This window comes from Chryseobacterium fluminis (assembly GCF_026314945.1).
GTDB lineage: Bacteria > Bacteroidota > Bacteroidia > Flavobacteriales > Weeksellaceae > Chryseobacterium > Chryseobacterium fluminis.
In genome coordinates this window covers 5,032,442-5,044,482 of sequence record NZ_CP111121.1, presented here as the reverse complement: position 1 = coordinate 5,044,482, position 12,041 = coordinate 5,032,442, and the positions used below count along the sequence as shown (strand labels likewise).

11 protein-coding genes are annotated in these 12,041 nt (G+C 36.0%); 3 read left to right on the top strand and 8 right to left on the bottom strand.

Features of this window, described 5'->3' with window-relative positions:
* Window positions 1–282: 282 nt before the first annotated feature.
* Complete coding sequence (locus ODZ84_RS22945; RefSeq protein ID WP_266174872.1) at window positions 283–1,404, bottom strand: exodeoxyribonuclease VII large subunit; 1,122 nt, start codon at window positions 1,402–1,404, stop codon at window positions 283–285.
* A gap of 127 nt (window positions 1,405–1,531) precedes the next feature.
* Between ODZ84_RS22945 and ODZ84_RS22940 the strand changes: the two genes are divergently transcribed.
* Window positions 1,532–2,643, top strand: a protein-coding gene (locus ODZ84_RS22940; RefSeq protein ID WP_266174871.1) for an IS3 family transposase whose coding sequence is annotated in 2 segments (ribosomal slippage) — window positions 1,532–1,787 and window positions 1,787–2,643 — 1,113 coding nt in all. Because the reading frame shifts where the segments join, the coding sequence is not laid out codon by codon here.
* A 421-nt stretch (window positions 2,644–3,064) separates the two neighbouring features.
* On the opposite strand, the gene ODZ84_RS22935 is transcribed toward ODZ84_RS22940, so the two are convergent.
* Window positions 3,065–3,391 (bottom strand): helix-turn-helix domain-containing protein, encoded by a 327-nt coding sequence (locus tag ODZ84_RS22935; RefSeq protein ID WP_266174870.1) that lies wholly within the window; start codon window positions 3,389–3,391, stop codon window positions 3,065–3,067.
* Window positions 3,392–3,867: 476 nt separating this feature from the next.
* On the opposite strand from ODZ84_RS22935, the gene ODZ84_RS22930 reads away from it, so the two are divergent.
* Entirely contained in the window at window positions 3,868–4,359 is a 492-nt protein-coding gene (locus ODZ84_RS22930; protein WP_266174869.1) for a T9SS type A sorting domain-containing protein, read from the top strand.
* Window positions 4,356–6,605, top strand: coding sequence for a carbohydrate-binding domain-containing protein (locus ODZ84_RS22925; RefSeq protein ID WP_266174868.1), 2,250 nt, complete (start codon window positions 4,356–4,358; stop codon window positions 6,603–6,605). The genes ODZ84_RS22930 and ODZ84_RS22925 overlap by 4 nt, the downstream gene beginning before the upstream one ends.
* A 95-nt stretch (window positions 6,606–6,700) precedes the next feature.
* On the opposite strand, the gene ODZ84_RS22920 is transcribed toward ODZ84_RS22925, so the two are convergent.
* The 6 genes from ODZ84_RS22920 to ODZ84_RS22895 all read right to left on the bottom strand — a co-directional run bounded on the left by ODZ84_RS22920 (window position 6,701) and on the right by ODZ84_RS22895 (window position 11,244).
* On the bottom strand, window positions 6,701–7,201 hold the full coding sequence (locus ODZ84_RS22920; protein ID WP_266174865.1) for a hypothetical protein: 501 nt from the start codon (window positions 7,199–7,201) through the stop codon (window positions 6,701–6,703).
* Window positions 7,202–7,312: 111 nt separating this feature from the next.
* Window positions 7,313–7,576 carry a hypothetical protein gene (locus tag ODZ84_RS22915; RefSeq protein WP_266174864.1) on the bottom strand — a complete coding sequence of 88 codons (264 nt, stop codon included), beginning with the start codon at window positions 7,574–7,576 and terminating at the stop codon, window positions 7,313–7,315.
* A 13-nt stretch (window positions 7,577–7,589) separates the two neighbouring features.
* Window positions 7,590–8,234 (bottom strand): pirin family protein, encoded by a 645-nt coding sequence (locus ODZ84_RS22910; RefSeq protein ID WP_266174863.1) that lies wholly within the window; start codon window positions 8,232–8,234, stop codon window positions 7,590–7,592.
* A 94-nt stretch (window positions 8,235–8,328) separates the two neighbouring features.
* Window positions 8,329–9,057 (bottom strand): dioxygenase family protein, encoded by a 729-nt coding sequence (locus ODZ84_RS22905; RefSeq protein ID WP_266174862.1) that lies wholly within the window; start codon window positions 9,055–9,057, stop codon window positions 8,329–8,331.
* Window positions 9,058–9,462: 405 nt separating this feature from the next.
* Complete coding sequence (locus ODZ84_RS22900) at window positions 9,463–10,140, bottom strand: LytR/AlgR family response regulator transcription factor (RefSeq protein ID WP_266174861.1); 678 nt, start codon at window positions 10,138–10,140, stop codon at window positions 9,463–9,465.
* Window positions 10,141–11,244 carry a sensor histidine kinase gene (locus ODZ84_RS22895; protein ID WP_266174860.1) on the bottom strand — a complete coding sequence of 368 codons (1,104 nt, stop codon included), beginning with the start codon at window positions 11,242–11,244 and terminating at the stop codon, window positions 10,141–10,143.
* Between the last annotated feature and the right edge of the window lie 797 nt (window positions 11,245–12,041).

Here is a 12,041-nt window from a genome sequence, read left to right as displayed (position 1 = left end):
GTTAAAAAACTAGAAATGTCTGATATTTCTTACGAATAGATAATAAATTATTCTTTAAGTAATGTTAAAGCAAACCACTGTAATACTGCAGTGGTTTGTCACTTACAAATAAAACCGTTTAAACTTACTCTCGTGTCTGATTACTTCAAAGCATAAGTGGCATTATTTCTATAACTCTGCGCTTTATTATATAATTTTTTATCATTTTAAGAGATTTTTTATTTACATTGGTAAATTTAAGTAATCACAACAAATCATATCACAAGGAAGATTCATCTTCAGTTATCTAAAGTATTTAGCTAAAATAAAGCCGATTATCAAAGCAATAATAAAGGCAATAAGAACAGTAGTATAATTAAATTTCCCCTTTTGTACTTCATCTTTTAAAAGAATATTATCCTGTTTTGCAGTTTCTAGATTGGCTTGCAAAGATGCTGTCTTTTCATTAACTGCTGATCGGATGTTGTTCTCATGCAGTGCGGCAATTTCCTTTTTGTAATTCTCCAATTCGTTTGGTTGTTGCCTCTGCTGCTGCTGAAAGTTTTTCTGCAGGTCCTCCAGTAGCTTAATCGAATTGGCTTGCGATTTCTGAAATTCCTCATTGCGCATTTTCAACTGATGAGCAAAAGTTTTGGAATGTGTCTCTATTTGCTCTTTGTAGGTTTTTTGAGCCTCCGTAAATTCTTCATTCTTTGTTTTCAGCTGTTTCTCCAGTGTTTCAACCTGTTCTGAAAATTGCCTTTTGACATCTTTCTTCACTTCATCAATGAGAAGTGCCCGTGAATTTAATCTTTCTTGTGAAAGCTTTTCGGCAATACTGTGAAGTCCAGCTCCGTAGTCATATGGCAGATGAAAGCGCTTATCCGCCAATCGGTCCAGCAGTGTTTCGTCTACGGTGTGCCCAATGGCAGTCACCATAATAGTTTCCAGGCCGATGAAATATTCTGAAAGGACTAGATTATTAAAGGTCTCCATACTTTGGCGATCTCCACCACCTCTAACCAAGCCGATAATTTCGTAGTTTTTTAAAGAAAGCTGCTTAAGTATTGATAAGATTGCTGTGGAAGAAGTGATATTGCAATTATAATTGCTGATCTCAAAATACGAAGAAGACACATGTAAACCTTCTGTAAAATCGTTTTGAACAATAGCATTATTTCCGTAGATATTGGCAATTCTGACTTTTTCATCCTTGAGCATCTTCTCTCTGATGAAGGCTTCCAGATCCTTTGCGCCTTTTTCCAACTTCTTCTTTACCAGTTCATACTTATGAAGTTCTTCTTCTGAAATGGATTTTTCTTCCTGCTGAATAATCTCATCGACAACAAAGCGCAATTCAATAGAAGAATTTTTAATACTTTTTTCAATAAAGCCTCTTAAGGTATAGATCTCATTATTGATCATTTTGCTTCGCAATAATGAAGAGATCCGAAGACCAATGGAAGTATGATTGACCTATTCCCAAAAAACAGGATCACTTAAAAGTGGAGATTTTTCGAGAAATAATTAATTTTAAATAAAGAAAAATCTAATGAAAAAAAGCAGATTTACAGAAAGTCAGATCATTTTTGCATTGAAACAGTCTGAAACGGGAGTAAAAGTTGAAGAAGTTTGTCGTAAAATGGGCATAAGTGAGGCAACTTTTTACAATTGGAAAAAGAAATTCGGAGGTTTAGGTGTTACAGAACTTCGCCGATTACGCCAATTAGAGGAAGAAAATAGTCAACTCAAGAAGTTGGTAGCAGATTTAAGTTTGGATAAGCAGATTCTTCAGGATGTTCTGAAAAAAAAGTTCTAAAGCCGGTTCAGAAGCGTGAACTGGCGAGAGTTATACAAAATGATTACAGAATTTCTCAGAGACGAAGCTGTCGCTTAATATTTTTACACTCCAGCGTTTATTATTATCACCCACACCGAAGGGATGATACAGCGCTTCGAATGCGACTGATAGAATTATCAAACATTCGTGTTCGCTATGGTATTGAGCGTCTACATGTTTTACTCAGACGTGAGGGCTGGAAAGATAATCAAAAACGTGTTTACAGAATTTATTGTGAAGAAGGGTTAAATCTGAGGCGAAAACTAAACAAAAGAATAAAATCATCAAGATCCCGAGTGCCTACCGATGGTAAAGCCTCTACTTTACATGAATGCTGGAGCATGGACTTTATGAGTGATGCCCTTTTTGACGGGAAGAAGTTCAGGGTTTTAACTTTAGTGGATAATTATAGTCGAAGATCTTTAGAAATCCGCTGTGGAATTTCCATCAAGGGTGAAAATGTTGCAGAGATATTAAAAAATGTTACCTTTGAACAAGAGGCTTCTCCTAAGCGGATTAAGATTGACAATGGGCCTGAGTTTATTAGTAAAGCATTAGACCGATGGGCTTATGAAAAGAAAATAGAGCTGGAGTTCTCCAGACCGGGAAAACCTACTGACAATGCATTTATTGAGAGTTTTAACGGATCACTACGGGATGAATGTCTTAATGTTAATTGGTTTCTCTCCTTAGAAGATGCACAGCAAAAATTGGATGCCTGGAGAGAGGATTACAACTGCTACAGACCTCATAGTTCGCTAGGGTATTTAACGCCAAATGAATTCATCAATAACAGTCAGAAAAAACAACTTTCTCTACTTTAGACTGTTCCATATATTGGGGGTAGGTCACCAAATTTAAAAACTATATTTTTAAATGATACTGTTTTTGGGGAAGATTACAATTTAGAATAGAATCATCTTTTGAATATTATAAATTTGGAAATACAGGCCAGAAATCAACTCAGTTCTGGGATATGAAAGTAAATTATAACTATAAGAAGTATAATACTAATATTTATCTGCAAGGCAACAATCTGTTGAATTCAGATAGTATCACCAGATATTCGATTGATAACATCAGTGAAAGTCTGTATACTCAAAAATTAATTCCCCTTCATATTGTTTTAGGTATCAATAAGAATTTTTAATAATTTAAAAGTTAATAATTATTCTAGTGATAAATGAATATATAAAATTTCATCTCATTAAAGGAATACTGCTCCGAGAACTTTACAACTAATGTTTATTCAATTTCATGTCCAAAATCTTTGTGCCATTTTTGAATTGTGGTACGGCTAATTCCATATTTCATTGCTGTAAATCTTTTAGATAAATTGTGTTTCTTTTGGTATTGCAATATTTTGATAATGGTCTGTTTATCGTAACTTCTAAGCTTATGATTATTAACGGTGTCTTCACCTTGTAGACCAAATATCAATTCATTAAATTTAAGAACCTTCTCAGCTGTAGTCAAATCAGAAATCAAGGATTTTATTTTTTCATCCTTTAATTTTTCAGGCTGTTTCTCTAAAAGTAAATCAGTATATATCTTTTTATAATTTGGACGCATAACGATCTTTTAAGATTAAACTAATTTAATAATTTTACAAATAAAACTGTAATTATATTTCTTAGATATTTCAAAAAGGGGAATATCTACACCTGCCCAAATTCTTCGTACTCTTTGCGCTATTTGTAGACTAGTGTAACTGCGATTCCTAGTTTTCGTGCGAGTTGCGAGATATTAGTTCGCTCATTGCTTAGTTGAACGGCTTTGGTCCTAAAAGCTGGATCGTATATATTTCGCTGTCGTTTCATACTTTCAAAATAAGGTTTCAAGCTTAATTTTTGCTGGACGCTAAGATAGTATTTCCAATTATATCCGGACGATCTATTATTTTTTATTACAGACAATATATTTAATGCCAAAAACTAAACATAATAATTTTCCTAAATTATTTTTACCGACACATTTCATCCGTTTACCTCAAAATATTTTTTCATTATTAAGCAGGATTTACTTTTGTTCTGTAAAATAGCATAACAATGAAGAATTTTAACATTCTAAACAAACTTTTCTTGGTTGGTATGGTGTCCCTGGGTATTTCAACTTTCGGCCAGACCACTATTAAAGTTACCTACTACACCGGAGCAACACAGGATTACACGGTTGATAACAGCGGGAAATTATATTTCTCAGGAACCAATCTTCTCGTGAGTACGACCTACGCGGCAGCCAATGTTTCCATTCCAACAAACATTATCAGGAAAATCACCTTTACCAGTTTAAATCTGGCAACACAGGAAATCGGACAGAATAAATCCAAACTTCGGCTTTACCCAAATCCTTGCACAGATTTTATAAAAATTTCTTCTGACAAGAAGGAAAGAATGAATGTAAAGATCTATTCTTCATCGGGAATTTTGGTTTTAAAAGGAATTTTTCAACCGGACGAAGAGATCAATATCAGCAGCCTGAGCGCAGGCTTTTATTTATTACAGGCAGGTCAGACAACACTTAAAATGATCAAGAAATGAAAAAACAGTTTTACCTTATCATCGCTATCCTTCTTGGATTAATCGTGAAGGCACAGCAGACTATCGTTGTACATAATTCGGGTAACAATATGTTTGCCAGCTCCACTTCGGTTGTGGATAGCATTAAACTTGATGCCAGTTATTCCAAGTTTAAATTATCAGGAAACACAACCGTTTTAGACATCCCGAAAACCGCGATTGACAGTCTGACATTCACTTCCAATCCTGTAAATCTTACCAAAATATACATTATTTATAAGGGAACAGAGAATGCAACCATCATCAATCCTTATGCCAGCCAGGGTGTTAATATTACGGCAACTGCTGGAACTGTTAATGTGGTTTCAACTGCCACCATCAGCAATCTGGAATACAATTTACTGGGAACCAGCACCATGGGAAGTCTGACAATGAGTTCTACACTGCCTTCCCATTTTGTCTTAAATAATGTCAATATTACCAATTCTGCGGGGCCGGCAATCAATATAACGGGAGGACAGGTTCATACCTTTTCATCACAGTCAGGAACCAATAATTCCCTTATCGATGGTTCAGGAAGCACCAAAAATGGAGCACTTCAAACAGACGGAAAAATTATTTTCTCGGGCTCAGGGATTCTGGATATCACCGGAATTAAAAAACACGGCGTATCCACCCCGGCAGGGATAGAGGTACAAAGCGGGACAGTAAAGGTTATTGCAGCAGCATCAGACGGATTTCATTCCGAGGGATTTACCATGGACAACGGAACAGTAAGTATCACCGCCACTGCCGATGCAATTGATGCAGGCGACAATGCAGTTTCCGTAACAGGAGGAAGCATCACGGCAACTTTGACTTCACCAGACGTGAAAGCCATAAAAACAGGGACTTCCACAATTACGATTTCAGGAGGCAACATTAATCTCAGTTTAACCGGAGCCCAGTCTAAAGCCATCAGTGCAAAAGGAAACATTACTTTTGGAGGTGGAACCGTGACAGCCACCCTTTCCGGCGCAGCTGTTCTTACTGCTTCAGGAAATGGTTTTGATCCATCCTACTCTACTGCAATCAAAACAGACACGAACGTTATCATCAACAGCGGAACTTTAAATTTAAATCTGGCATCTACAGCCAATGGCGGAAAGGGAATTTCGGCAGGTCAGAACATTACCGTCAACGGCGGTTCCATAACTGTTACTACTGCCGGAAACGGAGCTACCTACATGAATACCACAGGTGTTTTAGATTCCTATTCTTCTTCTGCTGTTTCTGCCGACGGAAATCTGTTGATTAGCGCAGGTACCGTCACTACAACAAGTTCAGGAACAGGGGGAAAAGGCTTAAAAGCAGACGGAACAGTAACCATTGGAAGTGCTGTGGGGATTCCTGAGTTGAATATCACGACAACAGGAACCAGATTTTTGGTCTCAGGAACCGATTACAGTCATCCTAAAACTTTGGTAGCAGCAGGTGCGATTATCATCAATAATGGATTAAATAAATTCACGTCAACTGATGACGGCATCCATTCTGATGCATCAATCACCGTAAACGGTGGCACCAATACCGTCTCAGCAATCTCAGCAACCTCTGGTGTGGGTGAAGGTGTAGAAGCCCCAATCATTACATTTACAGGTGGTGTGAACAATATCACTGCCTCTAATGACGGCATTAACGCGACCTACGGAACCGTTTCCGGGGGAACCGAAGCCAACGACAACAGCCATCTGTATATCAGCGGAGGAATTGTGGTGGTTACCGGAAGCGATGCCATCGACAGCAACGGAAACATTACCATCACAGGCGGAACTACCATTGTCAATGGCCCGACAAGCCAGCCGGAAGAAGGAATCGATTTCAACGGAACTTTTCTTATGAATGGTGGACTGCTGATCTCAGGAGGTTCCAATGCAAACATGACCAAAGCCATGAGCACCCTTTCCACACAGGTTGGCATGTATCTGAAATCAAGTGCCCAGCTGGCAGCAACTTCTGTTTTTCATATAGAAAATGCTGCAGGAACTGAAATGGTTACTTTTAAACCTAAAAACGGGGTTTATTATTTCCATTTTTCAAGCCCGAATCTTACTCAGGGAACGGGCTACAAAGTTTATTTCGGAGGAACTTACACCGGCGGAAGCTACATCGGAGGAACTTTAGGATGGGGCTTGTACACCGGAGGAACGTATTCTACGACAGGAGGTACTTTAAAAAGTACTTTTACCACCTCAACCACAGCAAAAGTAAATACAGTTTCATTTTAAAAAAGTATTTTAAAACCTGTTTAAAAACCTCGCAGTTCATAAGCTGCGAGGTTTTGTTTTAATTAAACTCTGAGCTATACCTTTATGATTACGAATCAGAGCACTGTATAATGAGAAATGCCAACCGCTGGATGAAAAGCAAACATAAAAGTTTCAAAACTATTTTCGCTTTCAACGTCCTTGCTCAGAAGATATTTATTGTCGATGATATCGATGAGCAGAAACTCGGGTGTGAAAAATGTCAGTCCGATTTTATGTTTTGATGGATCTTCTGTGTTTGAACTGACTAAATCCAGTTTGAAATTCTCAATCGGGAAAAAGGTATTTCCCAGAACGTCCGGAAGGCTTTTGATCTCGCCGTTTAATTGCAGAACATAGTTGCTGACAGCAGAACTCAGCAGAAAAGAAATTTGAGCTGCATTGGGGTTTTTAGCCATAAGTTCCCAGTAGTTTTTTACAGGATTTTCTTGGCTGTCGAAAACCTGATGCTGAATTTTATATTCAAAATAGGTGTCTCTGAAAATATATTTATCCCAGATCATTTCTGATTTTTGATCGATAACGATACGAAATGCCAATCTTATTTTTCTTTTCATCGTTGATATTTGTTAACTGTTGATTGAGTTTAGCGAAAAAAAAAGGTAGCTTTTACACCACCCTGATCCTAAACACCACTTAAATGACAAAATAATCTATTTCGAGTATTATTAATTAACTATAACTTCCATAATTTCTATAAATTCTCCTTTAGAGTTTTCAATTTTAATTTTTGCGGTGTATTTCCCTGAATGCAATTGGTTCCCGGAGATTTTGACCTTCTGTTCTCCTGTTGAAAGATACTGATGCTTGATAACGGAGAAGATTTTGCGGCCGTCATTTTCAAAAAGATCAATACTCACCGCCGATTTCTCATCCAGATTAATTGGGAAAATGGTTTCTTTGCGGAAAGCATTGAGTTGACTGTTTTTCACAATGTCTTTTTTTTCAGATTTCGAGAAGTAAAATCAAGGCATTTTCACTCAAAGCTTCAAATTCAAGAGTTTCGATTTCACTCAGCAAAATAGCATCTCTGGTTTCCAACATTCTGTTCTGAAATTCAAACGCACCATTGATGACCATTCCGAAGACTGATTTTTGTGACTTATAAAAAATATAAGTATCTTCTTTTCTGCCATCATACAATCCTATAAAATTGGGATAATCAAAATCTTCAGCAATCTGGATCAATGAATTTCTCAAATCAATATTCAGATCTTTGATCAGAAAAGAATTGTCATTGTTTTTAGATTCCAGCTCAACAATTAAAACATCGGCCTTTTCCTCTTCAAGATTATTTTTTAAGCTTAAAAAATCGGTTTCTGTAGATTTTAAAGTGAAAACCTCGTGCGCCGAAATCTGCTTGTTGAAATCATTAATTAATATTTCACCATATAAAACCAAAATCATCAGATTGCAATTTGCCTTATATTCAAAACGGTATTTTCCTCCTTGATCAAAAACAATCTCAGTTACTTTTCTGAGATTTAAATCTTTCTCTTCAGTCAATATTTTCCTGATCCGGCAGGAATTTTCATCTTTCCAAACAGCAAAATCTGATTTGAATATTTTTGATGGTGTCTGAACTAACATAATTTTAAAAATTAAAAGCGATCAATGAATTTCATCTTCATTAGAAAGTGCTTTCATGCTCATTTACCGCTTGTAAAATGAATTAAGACCAAACCTAAACCGATACTTTTATCGTATGAGTCAGTGCAAAACCTCCGCTTAAACTTCCCGTAATTGCAGACATCTCACTGGAAGTTCCGTCACTGAAAACATTGTCATTCGAATTGTAGGTATATCCGCTCATTCCTTTGTATCCGGAACTCGCGGCTACCTGAACGACAGCGCTGCTGCTTCCCTCCGGAAATGCAATCTGCGTTACCAAAAGCGACTGTCCTGCCGCACTGTAAACATGAACATGAATGTGAGTCGCCCTACCGTTGTACCAGCCCGGAAATATGGATGTGAAATTCACCTCTCCATTGGCGTCAGTGGTTTGTCTGCCTCTTAAAAAATGAACAGAAGTGTAATTGGCCGACTGCATTCCCGTTCCGCCATATTCAGAGTAGTTTCCGTCTTTATCACAGTGCCAGATGTCTACAATGACGCCCTGCAGCCTGACACAGTTAGCCTTTACGTTCTGAATCGTCAGCGCAATGGTCAACGGAACTCCCGTTCTGTCATTTACAATGTTGGTCTGCACCAAACTTGAAGGCGTCTTAGTGGGAAATGGACCTTCAGTTTCGGAGTTTGTTGCGGCACAGGCATTAGAAATTGTATTGTCAATTACCCCTGTTTCAGAATCTTCATCATCCTTTCCGCAATGCATCAAAACCGGTGCGGCAACTGCCGCGACACCTGCAATTCCTAAGGTTCTTAAAAAACCTTTTCTGTCGATTGTTTTCATCTCTCTCATTTTTCTTACGCCAAAGGTATTTCCCAATTGACTTACATTAAAATTAATGAGGTAAACAAAAAAAATGTGTCGGAGAACGCATGTTTTTTATGAAACTTTAAGAATATTTTTAAAAGTTCGATGCGCAAGTGTTTTGGAGGATCATTGAAAGTCGAGCGATAATTTGTTTAAAAAAAACTAACATAAAAATTCCCATCTTTTTAAAATCGAGTAACAAGATTAGCTGAATCAATGAGAAAGAAGCAAGACTGGAGCTCTGGTGTCAAAAGATATTGGATATTTGAAGGGTTAGTTTCAAAATCCTGATTGTGGAAACCCTTTTTGAAAAAAAGATTAACTTTATTGAACGCTTCGTTAAGTTTATAAATGAAAGCAAGGAGAAAGCTTCCTAAAAAATTATCCATTCACAATCCGCATAACCACATCCTTATACGTTTCTCCAATCGGTATAATAAAATCTGAAACATGAATGTTTTTATTGACAATGGTCTTGATGTCATTTACAGGAACAATAAAGGAACGGTGTACGCGCATGAAATCTTTCTCAGAAAGTTTTTCCAGAATACTTTTCATTGACGAGCGGGCTGTAATTTTTGTAGAATCTTTGAGATGAATCTGAATATAATCATCCAGACCTTCGATCAGTTGAATGTCCTGAAAATTGATTTTGTGAAGTTTATAATCTGCACGGATTGATAGATATTTTGCATCAGTAGCATCAATATTGATTTTGATTTTTTCAACCGCAGCCCTGAATCTTTCAAACGAAAAAGGTTTCAGAAGATAATCTACAGCATTCACACTGAAAGCATCGACAGCATATTCTGAAAAGGCCGTCGTGAAAATCACTTTGGTATTCTGGGAAATATTTGTATAGAAGTCTAACCCGTTTTTCGCAGGCATTTCTATATCGAGAAATATCAGATCCACCGGGAATTTATTCAGATATTTTTGGGCATCACTTTGTTTATTGAATATCTTTTCCAGAGATAGATTGTCAATTTTTTCTGCGTAATTCTCTATAATTTTCAACGCAAGAATCTCATCGTCCAAAGCAATGGCTCTAATTATCATTTAATTTAAGTTTATTGTTAAATCCACTTGGTAAGTTGTTGCAGTTTTATGGATGTTGATGGTATGTTTATTTGGATAAACATGATTCAGTTGCTCAAAAGTATTTTTCAAACCTATTTTCAGACTTTCTTCATTGGTAATATCTGCGGTAACAATCTTATTAAAAACAATTAGATTCAGGACAGTTTCCTGTACAAGTAATTTGACTTCTATTTTAGAGTTTTCTTCGGCATTGAAACCATATTTGAAAGCATTTTCAATAAAATTAATTAAAATAAAAGGCGCTATTTTCAGATTTTTCAAATCACCGATCTCAATATAAGAAAAATCCAGACTTAAGTCTGTCCTTATGAGTTGAAGTGCAATATAATCTTTTATATAATCAGTTTCTTTTGTCAGTTCAACAAAATCTTTGCTGCTTTCCTGAACTACATAACGCATCACGTTTGAAAGTTTCAGAATTCCGTCAGGTGTGTCATCAGATTTCAATAATGCCAGTGAATAGATCGAATTGAGAATATTAAACAGAAAATGTGGCTGCAACTGGTATTTCAGATTGAGAAGATCCGATTTGGCTTTTGACCTTTCCAGTTCGCGTTGTTCATTCGATTTGTAAATAAAAAGCGAACTTAAAAACGAAAACAGAAATGGCAGAATCGAAGTGAAAATTTTCTTCGGCAAAGTATTGTCTTTTTTCGCTCCCATTTCTTCGGGATGCAATCTGTTCTCAGAAAATCGTGGAGAATTATTTTCTCTGAACCTATCATTGTCTGTAGGTCTACTCATTCCCATGTCATTTTTCGGATTACTCATATTGGCTCCCTGACGATTCGGAAGTAGTGAAAATGGGAGAAATATCACCACTGCATAACTCAAAATAACTATGGCAGAAAAAACAACAATCTTTTTCCTGCTGAATAAATTCGGAAGCAAAACCAGAGAATTCAGGTAAAAGAATCCGATAGTTAAAACAAATCTCAGAAAATCTCTTTGAAAAGGTTCAGAATTAAATACCGAAAGCATACCGTCAAAATCCGGTGATGAAATCACGGGAATCATTAACAATAAGACAATCAGGATAAAATTATTAAATATCTTTTTCACTTTGGAAGTAAAGTTAATCAGAAATAGTCTTTATCAGATAAATTTCTTGCGAAAAGTATACGTGAATCTACCATAAAATTTATAATCTCTTCAAATAGCTGTTATATCCAACTTAAAAGCCATCAACAGTTATAAACTTATTGTACATATAAGCTGGGTTCGAAACAATATCATTGTTTACATCATTTTTAAAAACTATGATAGCTTTTAAAACTTCAATTAAATCATTATATTCGATTGATGCAGCCGTATTACTATATTTTCCTTCTTTTCCAATTTGATAAAAATAATCAGTTGATCAACCGTTTGAAATTTTTCTAATTCTTTTTTCTGGAGATACAAAAGAAGCTTTCAGACTTGGAAGTTGAGTGTCAACAAATTTAGTAATGCTTCCTGTTTTTGAAGCAAAAACATCCATTTGGTTTTTGTTGCCTCACTTTCTCTTTTCACATCTTGTCCATATGAATTCAGAGAAAGCAAGAAAATATTATTTCTGTAAAAGTATTCAATTAAAGATTCACATAAATATGGAAAACCATAGTTGACAGTGATTTTTTAAAAAATTTGGATTTATTATATGTTCATCTGTAGGAATTTGCAACAATATTGTATAGTTAGCATCCACAATGAAAAATGATACAATGCTACGATACAAACCGATAGAATTATCTAATACCCGTATTCATTATGGTAGTGATTGTTTTTAAGATTTTTTTAGACATGTAAAGTCAGGTTACAAACAGGTATCATTCAAAGTTAATCACATCAAAATAGCCCTCAACACTTTCTACATATTA

What these genes read in the sequence shown, in the direction of transcription:
- ODZ84_RS22945 (WP_266174872.1), bottom strand. Translation starts at nt 1,404, where the DNA reads ATGATCAATAATGAGATCTATACCTTAAGAGGCTTTATTGAAAAAAGT.
- ODZ84_RS22935 (WP_266174870.1), bottom strand. Translation starts at nt 3,391, where the DNA reads ATGCGTCCAAATTATAAAAAGATATATACTGATTTACTTTTAGAGAAA.
- ODZ84_RS22930 (WP_266174869.1), top strand. Translation starts at nt 3,868, where the DNA reads ATGAAGAATTTTAACATTCTAAACAAACTTTTCTTGGTTGGTATGGTG.
- ODZ84_RS22925 (WP_266174868.1), top strand. Translation starts at nt 4,356, where the DNA reads ATGAAAAAACAGTTTTACCTTATCATCGCTATCCTTCTTGGATTAATC.
- ODZ84_RS22920 (WP_266174865.1), bottom strand. Translation starts at nt 7,201, where the DNA reads ATGAAAAGAAAAATAAGATTGGCATTTCGTATCGTTATCGATCAAAAA.
- ODZ84_RS22910 (WP_266174863.1), bottom strand. Translation starts at nt 8,234, where the DNA reads ATGTTAGTTCAGACACCATCAAAAATATTCAAATCAGATTTTGCTGTT.
- ODZ84_RS22905 (WP_266174862.1), bottom strand. Translation starts at nt 9,057, where the DNA reads ATGAAAACAATCGACAGAAAAGGTTTTTTAAGAACCTTAGGAATTGCA.
- ODZ84_RS22900 (WP_266174861.1), bottom strand. Translation starts at nt 10,140, where the DNA reads ATGATAATTAGAGCCATTGCTTTGGACGATGAGATTCTTGCGTTGAAA.